This is a genomic window from Peribacillus sp. N1 (genome assembly GCF_054600815.1).
The window spans coordinates 16086-36114 of the sequence record NZ_BAAHZO010000006.1; the positions used below are offsets into that span (position 1 = coordinate 16086).

At 40.8% G+C, this 20029-nt stretch carries 15 protein-coding genes and 2 pseudogenes; 2 read left to right on the forward strand and 15 right to left on the reverse strand.

Annotated elements, in window-relative coordinates; translation table 11 throughout:
• Positions 1 to 38: 38 nt before the first annotated feature.
• Together ACYP5M_RS20850 and ACYP5M_RS20855 are read right to left on the reverse strand one after the other, a co-directional pair.
• Positions 39 to 1235 (reverse strand): YbfB/YjiJ family MFS transporter, encoded by a 1197-nt coding sequence (locus tag ACYP5M_RS20850; protein ID WP_452445182.1) that lies wholly within the window; start codon positions 1233 to 1235, stop codon positions 39 to 41.
• Between the two features lie 17 nt (positions 1236 to 1252).
• Positions 1253 to 1642, reverse strand: coding sequence for a tautomerase family protein (locus ACYP5M_RS20855; RefSeq protein WP_434169102.1), 390 nt, complete (start codon positions 1640 to 1642; stop codon positions 1253 to 1255).
• 164 nt (positions 1643 to 1806) lie between these two features.
• On the opposite strand from ACYP5M_RS20855, the gene ACYP5M_RS20860 reads away from it, so the two are divergent.
• Positions 1807 to 2691 (forward strand): LysR family transcriptional regulator, encoded by an 885-nt coding sequence (locus ACYP5M_RS20860; RefSeq protein WP_452445181.1) that lies wholly within the window; start codon positions 1807 to 1809, stop codon positions 2689 to 2691.
• A 79-nt stretch (positions 2692 to 2770) separates the two neighbouring features.
• Here ACYP5M_RS20860 and ACYP5M_RS20865 read toward each other — a convergent pair.
• A pseudogene (locus tag ACYP5M_RS20865) lies at positions 2771 to 2854 on the reverse strand (hypothetical protein); the annotation flags it as partial.
• Positions 2855 to 3073: 219 nt separating this feature from the next.
• Between ACYP5M_RS20865 and ACYP5M_RS20870 the strand changes: the two are divergent.
• Positions 3074 to 3286: pseudogene (locus ACYP5M_RS20870) on the forward strand (tyrosine-type recombinase/integrase); the annotation flags it as partial.
• Positions 3287 to 3334: 48 nt separating this feature from the next.
• Here the strand turns inward: ACYP5M_RS20870 and mutL are convergent.
• From mutL to rny, 12 genes are all read right to left on the reverse strand, one after another.
• The gene (gene mutL / locus ACYP5M_RS20875; protein ID WP_434169100.1) at positions 3335 to 5272 is read right to left on the reverse strand and encodes a DNA mismatch repair endonuclease MutL; all 1938 of its coding nucleotides are present in this window, start codon (positions 5270 to 5272) and stop codon (positions 3335 to 3337) included.
• 23 nt (positions 5273 to 5295) lie between these two features.
• Positions 5296 to 7920 carry a DNA mismatch repair protein MutS gene (gene mutS, locus ACYP5M_RS20880; RefSeq protein ID WP_459735488.1) on the reverse strand — a complete coding sequence of 875 codons (2625 nt, stop codon included), beginning with the start codon at positions 7918 to 7920 and terminating at the stop codon, positions 5296 to 5298.
• A 271-nt stretch (positions 7921 to 8191) separates the two neighbouring features.
• Positions 8192 to 8731, reverse strand: a complete 540-nt coding sequence (locus tag ACYP5M_RS20885) for an outer spore coat protein CotE (RefSeq protein ID WP_034313495.1) — start codon at positions 8729 to 8731, stop codon at positions 8192 to 8194.
• 212 nt (positions 8732 to 8943) lie between these two features.
• Positions 8944 to 9372 carry a YlbF/YmcA family competence regulator gene (locus ACYP5M_RS20890; protein ID WP_101224709.1) on the reverse strand — a complete coding sequence of 143 codons (429 nt, stop codon included), beginning with the start codon at positions 9370 to 9372 and terminating at the stop codon, positions 8944 to 8946.
• Between the two features lies 1 nt (position 9373).
• Positions 9374 to 10918, reverse strand: a complete 1545-nt coding sequence (miaB, locus tag ACYP5M_RS20895) for a tRNA (N6-isopentenyl adenosine(37)-C2)-methylthiotransferase MiaB (protein WP_101224708.1) — start codon at positions 10916 to 10918, stop codon at positions 9374 to 9376.
• Between the two features lie 344 nt (positions 10919 to 11262).
• Positions 11263 to 12303 (reverse strand): L-threonine 3-dehydrogenase, encoded by a 1041-nt coding sequence (tdh, locus tag ACYP5M_RS20900; RefSeq protein ID WP_459735539.1) that lies wholly within the window; start codon positions 12301 to 12303, stop codon positions 11263 to 11265.
• 594 nt (positions 12304 to 12897) lie between these two features.
• Positions 12898 to 13764 (reverse strand): 2-oxoacid:ferredoxin oxidoreductase subunit beta, encoded by an 867-nt coding sequence (locus ACYP5M_RS20905; protein WP_057278380.1) that lies wholly within the window; start codon positions 13762 to 13764, stop codon positions 12898 to 12900.
• A complete protein-coding gene (locus ACYP5M_RS20910; RefSeq protein WP_101224707.1) occupies positions 13751 to 15508 on the reverse strand; it encodes a 2-oxoacid:acceptor oxidoreductase subunit alpha in 1758 nt (585 codons plus the stop codon). The genes ACYP5M_RS20905 and ACYP5M_RS20910 overlap by 14 nt, the downstream gene beginning before the upstream one ends.
• A gap of 216 nt (positions 15509 to 15724) precedes the next feature.
• Positions 15725 to 16660 carry a dipeptidase gene (locus ACYP5M_RS20915; protein ID WP_459735489.1) on the reverse strand — a complete coding sequence of 312 codons (936 nt, stop codon included), beginning with the start codon at positions 16658 to 16660 and terminating at the stop codon, positions 15725 to 15727.
• 133 nt (positions 16661 to 16793) lie between these two features.
• Entirely contained in the window at positions 16794 to 17054 is a 261-nt protein-coding gene (gene spoVS / locus ACYP5M_RS20920; RefSeq protein ID WP_029281188.1) for a stage V sporulation protein SpoVS, read from the reverse strand.
• A gap of 174 nt (positions 17055 to 17228) precedes the next feature.
• Entirely contained in the window at positions 17229 to 18026 is a 798-nt protein-coding gene (locus tag ACYP5M_RS20925; RefSeq protein WP_459735490.1) for a TIGR00282 family metallophosphoesterase, read from the reverse strand.
• Positions 18027 to 18178: 152 nt separating this feature from the next.
• Positions 18179 to 19738 (reverse strand): ribonuclease Y, encoded by a 1560-nt coding sequence (rny, locus tag ACYP5M_RS20930; RefSeq protein ID WP_063231807.1) that lies wholly within the window; start codon positions 19736 to 19738, stop codon positions 18179 to 18181.
• Between the last annotated feature and the right edge of the window lie 291 nt (positions 19739 to 20029).

Here is a 20029-nt window from a genome sequence, read left to right on the forward strand (position 1 = left end):
TCCCCCAATTTTGTATTTATATCCCAATTAATTATTTTCTATTTTTTGTATTGGACAGTTGAATTTCTTATGTTAGGGTTGTTCTCGAAATGAATCCCACTTGAAAGCAAAATTGCCCCAAAGAAGACAACACACGCTGCGCCAATAAAAGCAGCATTAAAATCATGTGTGAATGATGATAAGACTCCAGCAAGGGTTGGTCCTATCAACTGTCCAATAGCATAAATAGCAGAAAGAATACCAATAGTCCGACTGCTATCAGATGGATTCATTTCTCGTCCCAATGTTGTAGCCAGGGTGGTGATACCCATAAAGGTGGCTCCAAATAATAAAGCACTAATGACAAAACTAGTTTTTGACATCCAAAAGGCTGGCATCGCAATACCCAAGGATTGCAGAGCCATTGCAAGCACTAAAGATTTAATGAATCCCCATTTTTTAGCTAATAAAGACCAGATGAGACAGGATGGAATCGCAGCCAATCCCACCATCATCCAAACTAAGGTAGCACCATTATGAAAGTATGTGGTCTTTTCAGCGATGGATACGATAAACGTTCCGGTAACAATGTAACCCAATCCTTCTAAACCATACGCAATAATCAACCATATAAGCCATTTAGCGGGGGGCACTTTTACAATCATATCTTGTTTATTTTTCTTCTCGACAACGTTAAGGGTTTCATCGAGCCAGATCCATACAAAGATAGCAAGGATGCCACTCACAACAGCTAGTCCTATCCATGTTCCTTCCCACCGAAATAAATAGTTTAAACTCGGAATCATTAGACTTGATAAAAAGATTCCCAAACCTACTCCCCCATAAAACATCCCCGACCAACTGGTTTTTCTTATAGTTGAAAGTTTATCTAACACGATACCAGAGGCTAAGACCAATACAAACGCACTGGCAAATCCTGATAGAAAGCGAAGTACAATCCATAGTGAATTAGAGTATGTGAGACCCATTAGAGCCGTGGTTAAGATACTGATGATTAGACTTATTCTTAACAAAATGGTTCTACACTTCTTAAAAGGAATGGCACCTGCTAAAATTGCTCCAAGCAAATATCCTGCGTAATTACTGGTTGCTATATAACCAGCAGCTGCATTTGATAAAGAAAGTTCTTTTTGCATAAGAGGAAGAATGGGAGTATATGCAAATCTTCCAATCCCCATCGCAATGATTAAAGAAAATATTCCCCCTATTAAAAAATGATAAGTTTGATTCTTCAAAGATTTCCTCCAATTAACTATAATGAACCTGTTAGAAACTGTGCTTCCCCTCGTCCAAAACTCCAGTCAGCATCGCTGTTTTCTGTTATAGAAACCATCAAGTCCTGTGGAGAAATCCCACAGTCCGATTCAAGTTTATGAGCAAGAAGTGAGTATAAGGTTTCTTTCTGTTTTTCCGTTCTTTTTTTACTTACAATACTAATAATTACTAGGTCTCTGCTTCTTTTAAACCCCAGTCCGGTATCCTCGATCATTAGCTCATGCGGCGGGTGCTGATGAACTATTTGATAACGATCACTTTCAGGCACTTGGAAAGCTTCCACCATCGCATGGTGAGCCGAATCCAATAATTTTTTTAAAGTTTCTTCGTTTCTTCCTTCTACTAAATCAAAACGTAATAATGGCATTTTGTATCTCCCCTCAAAATAAATAATGGTTTTAGAGTGTCCAATTGAAATGTAGGATATTATAAGCATATCTTCTTTTTGCCATATGGTATAATACTTAAAATCGATATTTGGTATCACTCATACTGATGGCTAAAAGATATATCAACTAAGGAGAGATTATTTTGGATTTGCACTCATTAAAAATTTTCCACAGTGTTGCTAAGATGGGAAGCATTTCTCAAGCAGCAAGAGAACTTCAATATGCACAGTCAAATATCACGATGAAAATACAGCAGTTGGAATCGGATCTTCAAACAACTCTTTTTTATAGACATAATCGTGGCACTGCATTAACTGACAAAGGAAGCATGTTGCTAACATATACAGAAAAAATATTCGATCTTATAGAAGAAACCAAAAATATGATGAATGATGATCAAACACCCAGAGGTCCGTTAATTATTGGTTCAATGGAAACAACCGCAGCAGTTCGCTTACCAGTCTTGTTTTCAAAGTATCACAAAGATTTTCCAGAGGTTGATTTAACTTTAAAAACAGGCTCCACTCAACAAAATATTCAAGCAGTCCTTCAGAATGAACTTGATGGAGCATTTGTGGCTGGACCCATTAATCATCCAGATCTCATTCAGAAAGAAGTGTTCGAAGAAGAACTAATGCTCATTACAGATACAGTTCATCCTCCTATATCTTCTATCAAAGATATTCAAACAAGGACGCTGCTTGTATTTCATGCAGGATGTGCTTATCGGGAAAAGTTTGAACTATGGCTACAACAAGAGAAGATGATACCCAATAAGATAATGGAATTTGGCACTATAGATGGGATCATCGGTTGTGTAGCAGCTGGTCTAGGTATAAGTATGCTTCCGCAAAGAGTTGTTTCAAAACAGGTACAAGACGGAATCATTCGACAACACTCAATTCCGAATGGAAAAGTTAGGACAGTTTTCATTTATCGAAAAGATAAGTATGTACCTGCATCCTTAGTAAAATTTATAAATATGTTGAGTGAAGATGAGGAACTAATTAATAAAATAGACGGGTAACCAAGTTTATATTTTCGATAAGGAAAAATAAATTAATTTCGTTTTAGGCGTTGAAAGTTGAACAATATTATCAAAGTTCACTTACATTCGAAGGGTTCTTATCAAGAGCATGACGGCCACTCCTAACACGCACGGGTACATTATTCTTACGTGCCCATTTAATTCAAAATATGGGAACGTCCGATTTGGACGTTCCCGTTCTTATTCCATTGAAGCCCCCTATAATGGCATATCACTCCCTTACGGTAATTTTTGTTCTTCAAGGAACAAACGTTCGATAAAATCAAATAAAAACATTTTCTTTAACAAAGCTAATAAAAGGTGCAGGCATTACCCCCTCTTAAATTTCTTTAATGACTGGTTTACCTAGCTTGTCCGCAGACGATTTCATGATTTACGTCATACACATGCAACTATAATGTTGGAAATCTGAGTAAATGCTAAAGTGGTATCAGAAAGATTAGGACATTCTAAAGTTTCTATTACCTTGAAAAAATATAGTCATGTTACTCAGAACTGCAGAAAACTTTTCAAAAGCTCTAGGAAAAAAGAGCATGGACCCATAAATGTGGTCATTTTGTGGTCATTTAACTAAAAAAGCAATGGAGAATCCCATTACATAAGGGTTCTCCATTGCTTTTAATTACATGATCCGCTTGAACATTTTCTCCATTTCATAAATGGAATAAGAGATGATGATAGGCCTTCCATGAGGGCATGTGAAGGGATCGGTTGTGCGCCTTAGTTCATCCAAAAGTGCTTGGATTTCATCATTGCGCAGATGACGGTTTGCCTTTATGGAGGCTTTACAGCTCATCATGATAGCTGCTTCTTCACGCAATTTCTTGATGTCGACCTTTTTCATCGAGAGCAATTGTTCAATCATTTCTTCAAGGATTTCCTGTTCAATTCCTTTAGGGAACCATTGTGGATGCGATCGGACAATATAGGCATTGTAGCCAAACTCCTCTAAATAGACGCCGACTTTTTCCAACTCATGCCGATATTCATTTATCCGAATACATTGGTCTGTTGAAAATTCAAGGGTGATGGGAACCAGCATGTCCTGCAGCTCGTTTTCAACACGTCCGACCTTCTCTTTAAAATATTCGTATTTAATCCGTTCCTGGGCAGCATGCTGGTCTATGATATATAAACCTTTTTCGTTTTGAGCGAAAATATATGTTCCATGCATTTGCCCAATCGGGTACATGGGAGGGATGCGGTTAGCCTGTTCATTCGCCTCGATTTCTTCCTCTTGTTCGACAGTGTAGGTTGTATACTTTTCAGCTGACTCGAAATATGGTTTGCTTTCATCATCTTGTAAGACCGGTACATAGACATCTTCCATTTGCTGCTGTTCATTGCTATAGATTATTTCCTTTATTGGTTCAAAATTGAAATCTTCATGATCCACATAACTCTTTTGTTCCTGCTTTTCCCGAATCAAGGTATCCTTCAAGAGTGAAGCTTCTTTCTTGGCTTCTTCAAGGACCCGCTTGCCGCTTTCCACAACATGGTCCAATTCCAGCGTAGTTTGCTCACTTTTCGCCTGTTCCGGCTTTGGTGTAGGTGTATATCCACTTGGAATTAGAGACATCTTTTTAAACGAAGATTTAATCGTTTCCGATACAAGACTGAACAATTCCTGTTCCTTGCTTAGTCTTACCTCCATTTTGGACGGATGTACATTGACATCGACAAGAATCGGGTCCATTTCAATATTCAACAAAGCAATTGGAAAACGCCCAATTGGTAGAAGTGTATGGTAACCATCCAGGATTGCTTTCACGAGCGCATAGTTTTTAATGAAGCGGCCGTTTATCATGGTCGAAATATAATTCCTTGAAGCCCGGGTGACTTCGGGCATGACGATATATCCGGATAATTTGAAGTCCAGGGAGCTTGCCTGAACCGGAATCATCTTTTTGGCAATATTCGTCCCATAGATAGCGGCTAGCACCTGCCTGACATCGCCGTTACCATTCGTGTGCAGGATACGCTTCTCATTGTGTGTTAACCGTATTGAAACATCCGGGTGCGAAAGTGCGAGCCTGTTAGCGACATCCGTAATATTTCCTAACTCGGTATGAATGGTTTTCATATATTTCAACCTTGCAGGAGTATTGTAAAACAAATCGGAAACAAGGATATCCGTTCCTTTACGGCTGGATGAAGCCTCGAGTTCCTTAACCATACCGCCTTCAAGAAGTATGCGCGTTCCTACACCTTCGCCAGTGCTGCTTTTCATTTCAAAACGGGAAACTGAAGCAATACTGGGCATTGCTTCACCGCGGAAGCCGAGTGTTCGGATTCGGAAGAGATCATTTTCATCTTTTATTTTACTTGTGGCGTGACGTTTAAATGCCGCCTCTATGTCATCAGCCAAAATCCCATCGCCATTATCCACGATCCTGATGGAACCAAGTCCAGCCTCCACCAATTCAATCTCTATAATGGTACTGTTTGCATCTATTGCGTTTTCCACAAGTTCCTTAACGACTGAGGCTGGGCGTTCAACAACTTCGCCAGCTGCGATTTTATTAGATAAAGCCTCGTCGAGCTGTTTGATTTTCCCCATTTTTATCGCCTCGCTTTATTATCTCATTTAAGTTTCTTTTGTAATTTATAAAGGGTATTCATCGCCTCAAGCGGCGTCATTTCAAGGATATCCAGTGATTTTATGTCATCGAGCACCTTTTTTTCCTTAGGCGAGGAATTCACTTTTCCTTTAGGAGCCTCTTCCCCAAAGAAGGAAAGCTGTGCCTCATTGATGGATGTCACCGGGGCTACTCCGGCAATAGGTGCTTTTACAGAAGCAGCCTGTTCAGGCATCGCCTTTGCCTGTCCATTTTCATTTTCCAGCTGCGCTAAAATGGCGGCCGCCCGATCTATTAACTGCTCCGGTAAATCAGCTAGCTTTGCCACGTGAATTCCATAGCTTTTATCTGCTGGACCTTCTTTAATTTTATGAAGGAAAACGACATTTCCATTTTGCTCAATGGCACTGACATGGATATTGTTCAATTTTGGCAGTTCCGCTGCCAGCACTGTCAATTCGTGATAATGAGTCGAAAAGAGAGTCTTTGCCCCAATTTCCTCATGAATATATTCAATTATGGCCTGGGCAAGCGCCATCCCATCGTAAGTTGATGTTCCCCGCCCGATCTCATCAAATAATATCAAACTGTTTTCTGTCGCATTCATGATGGCATTTCTTGCTTCAAGCATCTCGACCATGAATGTACTTTGACCGGAAATCAAATCATCTGCCGCGCCGATCCTAGTAAATACCTTATCAAAAATAGGCAATTCAGCTATACTTGCGGATACGAAGCATCCAATTTGCGCTAGAATCGATGTTAGCGCTATCTGACGCATATACGTACTTTTACCCGACATATTGGGCCCTGTGATCAAGAGTAACTCCCGGTCTCCATCCATGAAGCAGTCATTTGGGACATACTCCTGTGATTGAAGGACTTTCTCGACCACTGGATGTCGGCCTTCCTTCAGTACGATTCTTCGATCATCAGAAAAGACAGGCTTCACATAATGGCGTTCTTCGCTAATCGTCGCAAAGCACTGCAAGACATCCAGTTCACTGACACCTTTCGCTAAATCCTGTAAGCGCGGGATATAGCTTTTGACCTCTTCACGAAGATTGAGGAATAGGTCATATTCCAAACTGATGCTTTTTTCCTCTGCTTGTAAAATCAAAGCTTCCTTCTCTTTCAACTCAGGTGTGATATACCGTTCGGCATTCGTTAAAGTTTGCTTCCGTTCATAACGGCCTTCTTCAAGCAGATGCAAATTGGCTCGTGTGACTTCAATATAATAGCCAAAAACACGATTATATCCGATTTTCAAAGATTTGATCCCTGTGCGTTCCCGCTCTTCCCGTTCAAGCTGTGCAATCCAAGTTTTCCCGTTTCTGCTGGCATCCCTGTATGTATCCAGCTCCTTATGGAAACCGTCCTGAATGATATTTCCTTCCTTCACGGACAATGGCGGGTTTTCTACAAGCGCCGTTTCAAGCAAATCCGTCACTTCTTCGCAAGGATCCAATTTATCGGCCAGAATTGAAATATCCTGATTTGAAGCCATTGACTTCACGATTTCACGAATGATCGGCACCTGTTGCAATGAACGTTTCAGTTGAATCAAGTCCCGAGCATTTACATTACCGAAGGCCACCCTTCCGGCAAGTCGCTCCAAATCGTACACTTCCTTCAGGCGTTCACGTAAGTCCTGCCGTTCGAAGTATTGATTTTTTAGGGTTTCAACAAGGCTTTGTCTCCGCTCGATCTGTTTTTTATTAATGAGCGGTCTATCAATCCATTGTTTCAACATTCTTCCGCCCATGGCTGTTTTCGTTTCATCAAGCAGCCATAATAATGAGCCTTTTTTACCTTTGGAACGAATGGTTTCAGTTAATTCCAAATTACGTTTGCTATAATAATCAATTTTCATATATTGAGATGTTTCATATGCAAGCACTGGCTGTAAATGATCCAGGCTGCGTTTTTGGGTACGGTATAGATAATTCAATAAGCGTGAAGTCGTTGTCGCCAGTTTCTGGTCTTTTAACAAATGAAGCAGTGCAACGAATGACTCGCTTTGATCCGAATTATTCTCTAGGGATAGAGCGGCAGCGCCCCGTTCTTGCAGCTTTTTTTTCCATTCTTCATTGAAATCCTCGGCAATGACCACTTCACTCGCACCGAGGATGGCAAATTCATTCAGAACTTCCTCGAAACTCTCAATCAATGTGACCTTATTTTCCCCTGTCGATAAATCATTGTATCCAAAGCCAAACTGACCATCAGTGAAATAAGTGATCGTGGCAATATAATTATTTTCCTTTTCACGAAGACCCTTACTATCCATTTTCGTTCCCGGAGTAATCAGCTGGACAACTTCCCTGCGTACCACGCCTTTTGCTTGCTTCGGATCTTCGGTTTGTTCACAAATAGCTACTTTAAAACCTTTTTCTATCAATATATCAATATAATTAGCAGCCGAGTGATACGGAATGCCGCACATCGGAATTCGCTCTTCACTACCGCCTTCTCGGCTTGTTAATGTGATTTCGAGCTCTTGAGATGCATTCAGAGCATCGTCAAAAAACATTTCATAAAAATCGCCTAAACGAAAAAATAAAAAGGCATCCTGATACTCTGCCTTAATTTTTAAATATTGCTGTATCATTGGAGTATATCCAGCCATTCCTTCAAAACCTTTCCAAACTATAATCTATTACACATTTATGTCCTTCATTATAACATACGGGAAAGCAACATTGCCTGTATTCGAAATTGCATGGTAAATCAATTATCCTTTAAATTGTGAGCTAGCTGTATCTGCAAAGCCTTACGCACGGATATAGTAACATTGCATTCCTATTTTTTTCTCATTCCCAGCCCTGCAAGGACTTGTCCCGCTTCAAATTAAATAAGACCGGATGAAGGGAATGTCATCCGGTATTAATTTCTATATTCTATTCATCTTCGAATTCATCAAGGAAATCCGGATCTAAATCTTCGAAATCCTCATCATCGAAATCAGAGCCCCAGTCATCCTCACAGCGGCCATCTGGACTTACAGCGACACAAATTTTCGTTTCGCCGACGACTTCCACAAAGAATTCCCTTTCCACATGGACAATGATTTTTTGTCCACATGGGGAGATGCAAGCTTCTAAACAATTCGGCTGTTGGACAGCTTTTGCAACGATTTCATGGTCATCAAGACAATCGGGATCACGGTATTTCAACGAAATAACGTCGGTATATTGCACTTTTTCAGTTACAACTTCCGTTTTTGAATTTTGGTTATAGGAATACCAGACGTTGATTTCGTAGCTGCCGTGAATTTCTACCTTTTTGCCGACTTTCTTTGCATCGTATTTATGGTTGATGATCCAACAACCTAGAATGCTAGAAGGATGATGAGCCGGGCAAATGGTGTGAGAGGACTTTGTGAATTTGCGTCCTTTTGCCACCACCGCTTTAGTAATTATCTCTCTATATTGTGACATGCTAGCGAACCCTCCTCATACAGTTTCCATTCATCCTATGCGTGGTAAAAGTCTAGTGTGCGTAGAATTTTAATTGTTTGAAAACTGCTGTAATGTTTTAAACCTAGGTTATTTTATGCGCATGTTTTGGGATATGTGTCACGAATGGGCACTGTATAAGGATTTCCGCATCTAAAAAAGCCCTTCTGAAATCAGAAGGGCTTTTTTATTATTTATGAACAGCTTCCGCCGCCTGCTTGTACCTTTGAACCTGTCTCACCGCGAAGGACGTCTCCCTCAGTCGATTCAATAATCAGGTCCGTCACCTTATTCGATACCTGTGATGAAACCATTTGTAAAAGGTCATTTACATCCACTTGGGATTGTTTGAATTCTTGCACGATCGGAAGTTCATCCAATTGTTTTTCCAGTGCATCAATCTTGGCCTGAACTTGACTGTATGCTTTTTCTTTGCCGTAATGCTGGAAGTTTACTGCCTGTTTTTGTAAGCTCTTGATACTGGCGATCATTTCACGGATTTTTTGGTTTTCATTGATGTGTGCTTCTGCCCGTTTAAAGAAATCGACTTCTTCCGTGCTTGCGATCATTTCAGCAAGCTCGGCAGCTTTGTTCAGAATGTCATCTTTAGTATATTTCGTCATATTACTCCACCTCAATCGCCGTTGCTTCTTCAACCATATCCCCATTCAGTGACCATGTTTTCGTTCCGGTGATTTTCACTTTTACGATTTGGCCAATAGCGGATTTTGGTCCTTTGAAGTTCACGAGCTTATTTTTCGTTGTATAACCTGCTAATACTTCCGCATTCTTCTTGCTTTCGCCTTCAACGAGCACTTCAACAATCTGCCCATCATACTCCTTCATTTTCAATGCACACGTTTCATTGACAAGGGCGTTCAAGCGTTGCAGACGTTCCTTTTTCACTTCCATCGGTACATTATCCTGCATTTTCGCAGCCGGTGTTCCCTCACGTGGTGAATAGATGTAAGTATATGCTGCATCGAAACCAACTTCACGGTATAAGGACATCGTTTCTTCAAAGTGCTCTTCCGTTTCATTCGGATAACCTACAATGATGTCAGTGGTTAGCGATACACTTGGGATAGCTTCCTTGATTTTTTTTACTAGCTCTAAATATTGTTCACGTGTATATTTACGGGCCATGATTTTAAGTGTGTCCGTACTACCCGATTGAACTGGAAGATGAATATGGTCAACGAGATTACCGCCCTTAGCCAATACTTCAATCAAGTGATCATCGAAATCACGGGGATGACTTGTCGTAAAACGAATACGCGGAATATCGATTTTGCGGATTTCATCCATCAAATCACCGAAACGGTATTCGATATCCGTAAAATCTTTACCATAAGCATTCACATTCTGCCCAAGCAGAGTTATTTCCTTGTAACCCTGTGCAGCTAAATGACGGACCTCCTGTATAATATCTCCAGGCCTGCGGCTTCTTTCTTTTCCTCTTGTGTACGGTACGATGCAGTATGTACAAAACTTATCGCAGCCATACATGATATTGACCCATGCCTTCGTTTTTCCTTTACGCACTTTCGGAAGGTTCTCGATTACATCACCTTCTTTAGACCAAACCTCAATGACCATTTCCTTGGAAAGATAAGCTTCATTAAGAATTTGCGGCAGACGGTGGATGTTATGCGTTCCGAAAATCATATCTACAAAATGGTGCTTCTCTAGGATCCGCTTTACAACTGACTCCTCTTGTGACATACAACCGCAAACCCCAAGCAATAGATCCGGCTTTTCCAATTTCAATGATTTTAAATGCCCCAATTCACCGAACACTTTATTCTCTGCGCCTTCCCGAATCGCACAAGTGTTAAGTAAAATGACGTTAGCATCATCCACGGTGTCTGTCGGCCGATAACCAAGTGCCATAAAGATGCCCGCCATGACTTCTGTATCATGTTCGTTCATTTGACAGCCATAAGTACGAATGTAAAACTTTTTACCTTCTCCCATTCCACGGAAACCTTCAGGAATGGCAAAGTCATCATGATATTCTACTTCTTCTTTTCCTCGCTTTTTCGCATCTTTTAAGGAAGGCGGAATATAAACGGCTTGAAAGTATTTACTGAAGTCCTTTTCGGATTTTTTGTCCGCTGGATTCTCAGCCTGTACTTGTTGTGATTCTAATCGTTGTTTCTCGTTCATAGTTAATCTCCTTTCAAAATAGTTAGTTTATTTCTTTCACCAACTATTTCAAGACCTATCTTCTAATGGTTTTATACGGATTCCTTTTTAGGAATTACCAGTAAATATTTGCTTTTAAGTGTGATATATCCACATTATTATAGTATAAAGCTTTTAACAGCAAGAAACAATCATTCTGTCAGGGCTTCTTGAATTGTAAGAAATTTTTCACAAATTCGGAAAATAAGAACAGGAAAGAAGAGGCTAATTTCGTCTTAGCCTCTTCTTATCATTTTGTGGATGACGCCTTCCCCTTCAAAATTTTTCAAATGCAAACATTGTAATTTCACTTTTTAAGATGATGTTTAAGGTATCAGGAGCACCTTACCACATTGACCTTTGATCATCAGTTCAAATCCCTTTTCAAAATCGCTTAGTGGAAAACGGTGGGTAATCATTGGTTTTACATCAACCTTGCCACTTTCAAGCAGGCTTGAAACCTGTTGCCAGGTTGAAAACATCTTCCTTCCTGTTATTCCTTGGACAGTAAGGCCCTTGAATACTATATCCTCCGTTATATTAAGGGTGACGGGCTTAGAAGGCAGACTTAGAATTGATATTCTACCACCATTTGTCGCCATCTTAAACCCTTGTTGGATAGCAGCGGGATTACCGCTCATTTCGCAAACGACATCCACCCCATCGGCATTTGTGAGGCTTTTCGTGATTTTCAATGGATCCTGTTTAATTGAATGAATGAGGTCTGTCGCACCCATCTTTTTGGCCAGCTGAAGTCGATAATCATTAATATCAAGAGCGATTACTTTATCAGCACCTGCGGCCTTTGCTACAGCAATCGCCATCAGCCCGATTGGACCACAGCCGATTATTGCCACCGTTTTACCCAGCACCTCGCCAGCTAGCACGGAATGGACTGCATTGCCCATCGGTTCTTGTATGGTAGCCATATCAAGTGGCATATCACTTGGATTTTTCCATAAATTTTTGGCGGGCAAAGCTATATACTCTGCAAAGCACCCTTGTTTATCAACACCGATAATGTTAGTTTTTTTACAAATATGGAATTGACCGGTTAAGCACTGCCTGCATGTACCGCAAACTATATGTGTCTCGGCAGATACACAATCACCAACCGAAACATTGCTGACACTTGCTCCTATCTCGATTACTTCCCCAGCAAATTCGTGCCCAAATACGTATGGTGGATTCACTCTTCCCTGCGACCATTCATCCCAGGTGAAAATATGAATATCCGTTCCACATATCGAGGTCATCTTCACTCGAATCAATACTTCGTCATCACGGATATCCGGAATATCGACATTTTGTAATTGAGCCCCATAACCTCGGTGGTGTTTGACAACGGCTTTCATTTTCCCTCTCAACATGTACACTCCCCCTGAACTAGGGCTGCTACTTTTATCTTCCTTAATATGTAAAGATATGAAAAACTAAATAAAAAAATACCATAATCGCTTTTGTACCGACCTTTTCACATTAATAATGATGATTTTTAGGGCATTCGTACATTTTTGTTAAATGGGTCATGTTTCTATAGCATCTTGTCCGCTCTCGAATAAGATATCTTGTAAGACAAAATTATGAAGGAGTGACTTATATGTCATGTGGATGCAATAATCACGATCATCATGATCGGGACCGCGATCGGGATAGAGATCGGGACAGAGATAACGATAGAATCGCAGACGATTTTTGTCGTGCTGTGAGGGGCTGTAATAGGCGCGACCGCGATCGCGACCGCGATCGGGACCGCGATCGGGACCGTGATCGGGACCGTGATCGGGACCGCCATCACAATTGTTGTCGTAGAAGGAATCGTTGCAATTTCTTCGGCGGTGGATTCAATAACTGTTGGTGGTAAGCTAATTTAGAGAGTATAGTGATTCTCTCCACTTGAGCTTTCCAATTAATCACAAAAAAAGGTTCACCCCATCTTTAGGGGTGAACCTTTTAACTTTTTACATAAATTCAGCAACAAGCTTATCAAAGTGCGCTTGATCCAGTGTCAGATCTGATTTATTTAACGCTTTTTCAGCATACCCTGGCACTAATTCCTGGTACGAAGGGCGTGAAGAGTCTTGATAAATAATCCCTGTTACAAGGCTGTCATGCTGCATCAAAGTCTGCATGGCCTGTTCTTTATTTGATGAATCATAGCCTTCAATCGTGTTCAATTTAGTCAAGTTTTGTTTAAACCAATCATACGTATTGATTTTATTATATGTTACACAAGGAGAGAAAACATTGATAAAGGAGAACCCTTTATGGTTTATCCCTGCTTCAATGATCGCCGTCAAGTCTTTCAAGTCAGTGGAAAAGCTTTGGGCGACAAACGTAGCGCCAGCTGACAATGCTAATTCCATAGGCGAAACAGCCTGTTCTATTGATCCTTCTGGAGTGGATTTTGTTTTAAATCCAGCAGCTGATCTAGGAGAAGTCTGGCCTTTTGTCAATCCATAAATTTGGTTATCCATGACAATATACGTAATGTCGATATTACGGCGGATCGCATGGATGGTGTGACCCATCCCGATTGCAAAACCATCTCCGTCACCGCCTGAAGCTATAACGGTCAATTCACGGTTGGCCATTTTTACTCCTTGGGCAATTGGCAGTGAGCGGCCATGGATACCATGGAAACCATAGGACTTGATGTAACCGGATATACGACCTGAACAGCCGATACCGGAAACAACGGCCAAATTTTCCGGCTCCAATCCTACATTGGCTGCCGCACGCTGCATGGCAGCCTGAACGGAGAAATCTCCACAGCCAGGACACCAGTTAGGTTTTACATCATTCCGAAACTCTTTAAACGTTGCCATATTCGAACATCTCCTTGCATTGTGTGTGAATTTCATGCGGGAGGAATGGGTTGCCATCATATTTTAGGATGCTTTTAATTTTATTAACATGTCCGACATTCATCTTGATGATATTAGCCAATTGTCCAGTCGCATTATTTTCAATAACTACTACTTTCTTAGCACTTTGCACCAATGATAGGACTTCATCAGCTGGGAAAGGATGAATCAAACGGATCTGCGCATGATTCACTTTCATTCCATCCGTTTCTAACCGGCCGATCGCTTCATCAATCGTCCCGCGTGTTGAGTTAAAGCCAAGAATTAATAAATCCGCTTCTTCATGCGGTGTGTTTTTGTATACTGGTGTTTGGAATGTGTTAGTTAAATTATTCAGCTTACGCATCCGTTTATCCATTTGCAATTTACGATTCAAAGCCGTCTCGGAAGGTCTGCCCGTTTCATCATGTTCAACACCTGTAACATGGTGAATCCCATTTTTCATACCAGGCACTACACGTGGTGAGACTCCGTCTTCCGTTACTTCATAACGCTTGAAGTAAGATTTGTCTTCAGCCTCTTCAATTTCAAAGTCCACCAATTTCCCGCGTCTTATCTCCACTTTGCCGTAATCAAGCGGCTGAACCGTTTGTTTACCTAATGATAGCTGTAAGTCGGATAGAACGATAACTGGACATTGATATTCCTCTGCAAGGTTGAAAGCTTCCGCCGTATCATAAAAAGCTTCCTCAACAGTACTCGGAGCCATGACGATTTTAGGTATTTCACCATGTGTACCATAAATCATGGCCATTAAATCGGATTGCTCCTGTTTTGTAGGAAGACCCGTAGATGGACCGCCACGTTGAGTATCGACGATGACAATTGGCGTTTCGGTAATGCCCGCTAAACCAATCGCTTCCATTTTCAAGGAAAGTCCAGGTCCAGCTGAAGCTGTGATGGCACGTACACCGCCATAGTTTGCACCGATTGCCATTGTAGCCGCCGCGATTTCATCTTCAGTCTGGATGACCGTTCCTCCAAATTGAGGAAGTTTTTTAATTAAGTATTCCATAATTTCCGAGGCAGGAGTAATCGGGTAAGCTGCCATAAAGCGGCAACCGCCTGCAACTGCTCCTAAAGCGATAGCATCGTTTCCAATCATGAACATGCGTTTTTGGCCGTCTGCCTTTTCCAACTCCATTGCGCCCAGTTTTTCTCCAAGCAACACTTCCATTGCCTTATAGCCAGCAGTAATGGCATCCATATTCTTCTTGACGATTTCTTCACCCTTACGGCCGAATATTTCATCAACCACATCGTTGAATACGGAAATTTCCATGCCTAGAACAGCACATGTCGCACCGATGGCAACCATATTTTTCATTAATGATGTTCCTAATTCGGCTGCTATTTCCGTAAAGGGAACAATATATAATTCTGCCTTTGTATCTTCTGGGCAGACAGGTTTGAATTTTGCATCTGCAATTATGATGCCACCCTCATGTAATTCTTTATAATTGACGTCAATTGTTTCTTGGTCAAAAGCAACTAAGATGTCTAAATCATCAGAGATAGCACGAGTTTCCGTAGTACTTACACGAATTTTGTTATTCGTGTGTCCACCCTTGATTCGGGATGAGAAATGACGGTAGCCATACAAGTAATAACCTAAGCGATTGAGGGCAATACAGAATATTTCTCCTGTACTTTCAATACCTTCACCTTGTTGTCCGCCAACTTTCCATGAAAGTTGATTGATCATGTCTTACACTCCTTTAGGACGTTCGTATATAAATGCATTTAACCGCACCTCTCTTCAGAACATTCAACTATGTAAAATTATCGTTCTAATTTAGGAAAGGTGTACTAAACGCTTTCAATTCTATCGGTTAAATCATCAAATTGCAACCTTTTTGCTTTTATTTTTTATATTTTCAGAATATTTATTCATATCTTTATAGTAAGAATTGAAAATCACTTAAGATATTTCCTTTCCAAGCGGAAAATTACGTGTGAAATTATCAAAAAGGAGACCTTTTACAATCTCACTGGAATAAAGCCTGTTCAGTTCATTTATTAAGTTATGATAATCATAATATGACAATAAATTTTCTACCATATGATCGATTCCATCGAAGTCAGACCCTAATCCAATTTGTCTTTCCCCTCCCAAACTGCATATATGCTCAATATGTTTCAGGATATCCTTTATCGTAGCCGATTCACCATTTGCCAGAAATTGCGGGACAAAGGTTACGCCGATCACCCCATTTTTCTGTAAAAGGGCTTTTATCTGCCCGTCTTTTAAATTTCGCGGATGCGGACAAAGGTGATAAGCATTCGAATGGGAGGCAATTGGGAATTTAGCCAAATTTAAGGTGTCCCAAAATCCCGCTTCGGATAAATGGGATAAATCGCACCAAATCGACTTCTCATTCAATTGCGCGACCACCTCGGTTCCAAACCCCGTCAAGCCGCCCCCTCTTGTTTCTAATGCCCCATCCGCTACCAAGTTGGCGTAATTCCAAGTTAGGCCTACGGAGGACACGCCAAGATGAATGAGGGTTTTCAGTTTCAACAAATCATTCCCGATGCAATCACACCCCTCCAAAGTAAGCATTGCACCTATTTCCTTTTCTTTTAAAGATTCGATGTCTGCCTTGGTCTTTATAAATTTCATTTCCGGCTCTGATAAAATCTTTTCATGAAAAATATCCACCATCGCCAAAGCCGCTTGAAATCTCATATCAGGGTGGACTTTTTCAGGAATATATATTGCAAAACATTGGACCTTTCCCCCTTCATCCAATAATCCCCGCTTTGTTATATGTAATTTATCACTATTTGCAAATGAAATATCCGGATCGATGAACATCTTCATCAGTACATCACAATGGGCATCAAAAATTGTCAATGTAATCCCCCTTCCTGTGTCTTTTAATGATTCTATATTCCATTATAAAGGGATATGGATTTTTCGTCATTTGGATTTCACGACAAAAAAGAGCCTGCTCGCCTTCCGACAAACAGGGCATCCAAACATGGAGTTATCTTGGTTCAATGATTAGTTTTATTGCCGTTCGTTCTTCGCCATCAATAAGTATATCTGTAAAGGCAGGAATACAAATCAAGTCAACTCCACTAGGTGCGACAAACCCTCTTGCGATTGCTACTGCCTTGACGGCTTGATTTAACGCACCTGCACCGATTGCTTGAATTTCGGCTGCTCCTCTTTCCCTGAGCACTCCCGCTAGTGCGCCTGCTACAGAATTAGGATTAGATTTTGCTGAAACTTTTAATATTTCCATTCCTAGTCCTCCTTGTTTTCCCTGCCGATTCTAACTTGGCTCAATAGTTATAACACTTTCCACTGCTACTATATTCATCAAGTAAAACTTGTATGACAAAGAAAACCGGGATTGTCCACCATTTATTAATGAATCGAAAAAAGGATGGCCAGTTTGACTGTCCATCCGTTCCAATCAATGATAAAAGGGGTGATCTTCGTTAATCAGAATCCTTTCTATTTTTTTAGCCTTGCCAGTTTTATCATCAATTTCAAGGAGTATCCCACTTAATAGGGTCCGGCCCTCTTTTGGCACTTCAAAACGAGCAGGAAGGCTAGTTAGGAACCGATGAATGACTGCATCTCTTCCCATACCAAGGATGCCATCATATGGTCCTGTCATGCCTACATCTGATATGTAAGCGGTGCCTCCAGGCAATATACGGTTATCTGCTGTCTGGACGTGTGTGTGTGTACCGACAACGGCTGTAACCCTCCCATCCAGGAACCACCCCATAGCCTGCTTCTCACTTGTAGCTTCTCCATGAAAATCGACAAAGATGATTGGTGTCTTTTTTTGAGCCTCCGCCACGAGTTCTTCAGCTTTTTTGAACGGACAATCCAAATCCGGCATGAATGTTCTCGCTTGCAAATTGATGACCGCTATTTCATACTGGTTCAATTTTAAAAATTTCATTCCTTCTCCAGGTGCCCCGTCTGGAAAGTTCGCTGGACGGACGAGATATTTCGCTTCATCAATAAAATTGAAGATATCACGATTATCCCATGTATGGTTTCCCATGGTCACCGCTTGTGCTCCCCACTCTAAAAAACTGCGGTAAATCTTTTCTGTAATCCCCCGGCCACTTGCTGCATTCTCGCCATTGATGACCGTGATGTGCGGACGATACTTTTCTTTTAACTTAGGAAGGTATTCTTTGATCATGTCACGACCAGGAGACCCCACCACATCTCCAATAAATAGCAATTTCATTGTAAAACCCTTTCTAGATTCACCTAATTATATGAATTATTCAAGTATGTATTGTAACATAATTTGGGGTAATTATAGGAGTTACGCTTAACGATTAATATCCGAAAAAGAAAAAACGAAGTGGTTTGCACCACTTCGTTTTTCATTAACGATTATTTAGCGTATTCGACTGCTCTTGTTTCACGGATGACCGTGACTTTTATATGACCAGGGTAATCGAGCTCTTCTTCAATCCTTTTCCGGATATCACGTGCGAGTCGATGGGCCGAAAGATCATCAATTTGTTCTGGTTTCACTAGAATCCGCACTTCTCGTCCGGCTTGAATCGCAAATGATTTTTCCACTCCATCATAGGATTCGGAAATTTCCTCAAGTTTTTCAAGTCTTCTAATGTAATTTTCAAGCGTTTCACTTCTAGCTCCCGGTCTTGCAGCTGATAATGCATCAGCGGCAGCCACAAGCACTGAAATGATGGAAGTTGGTTCAGTATCGCCATGATGTGAAGCGATGCTGTTAATGACAGTTGGATGCTCTTTATATTTGGTTGCTAATTCAACGCCAATTTCAACATGACTGCCTTCCACTTCATGATCAATCGCTTTCCCAATATCATGCAGTAAACCTGCACGGCGGGCAAGAACTTCATCCTCTCCAAGCTCAGCGGCCAGTAAACCTGAAAGCTGGGCCACTTCAATTGAATGTTTAAGTACGTTTTGCCCATAACTAGTACGGAACTTCAAACGTCCTAAAATTTTGATGAGATCTGGATGGAGACCGTGAACTCCAACTTCAAAAGTCGTTTGTTCACCAATTTCACGAATATGTTCATCTACCTCACGTCTTGCTTTGTCAACCATTTCTTCAATGCGGGCCGGATGGATCCTTCCGTCCTGAACAAGTTTCTCAAGAGCCAAGCGTGCCGTTTCCCGTCTAATTGGATCGAATCCAGATAAAATGACAGCTTCAGGAGTATCATCGATAATAAGGTCAATACCTGTTAGCGTTTCTAACGTCCGGATATTTCGTCCTTCACGTCCGATTATCCGTCCTTTCATTTCATCGTTTGGAAGATTTACTACAGAAACGGTGGTTTCTGCAACATGATCAGCCGCACAACGCTGAATGGCAAGAGAAAGAACTTCTTTTGCTTTTTTATCAGCTTCTTCTTTGGCACGGGTATCACTTTCTTTAATCATAAGCGCTACATCGTGAGCAAGCTCGTTTTCCATTCGGTCTATAATGATTGCTTTAGCTTCTTCACGAGTTAAACCGGAAACACGTTCAAGCTCTGTTTGCTGCTTACGAACCGTCTCGTCCACTTTGCTTTCCATCTCTTCAATATGCTGTTGTCTTTGGTTTAGAGAATCTTCTTTTTTCTCCAAAAGGCTTTCACGTTTGTCTAACGTTTCATCCTTGCGGTCCAGATTCTCTTCTCTTTGCAATAACCGATTTTCTTGTTTTTGTAATTCGTTCCTTCTTTCACGGGCTTCCCGATCCGAATCGGCACGAACTTTATGAATTTCATCTTTTGCTTCCAACAAGGCTTCTTTCTTAAGTGCTTCCGCTTCACGTTTTGCATCCTCAAGGATGTGTTCAGCAGAGCCCTTTGCCCCTGCTATTTTACTCTCAAATTTTGATTTGTGAATAAAATAACCAACAACTGCACCGACGATTAGGCCAAGCAAAGTGAAGATGATTGTCATGGGTTCCATCGTTTCACCTCCCCTTGCTATGAACTTTTTACATAAAATGTTGAACTGTCGGCAAGTACATTGCACATAAATTCAATATACAGCACTTAATTTTCAAAATTTTAGTTTGAAAAATTGTAAAATATACATATTAATTGTATAGTTGAGAATTTTTATTGTCAAGCGTTTGTCCCTTATGTATCAATGATTATTCAAGTTTTCTCAATATCAACCATCATAATGTACAGCATTCTTTATGGAAAAGTTATTTCAATGCCATTTATTCCGCTGAAAATTTCACACTTTTCTCAA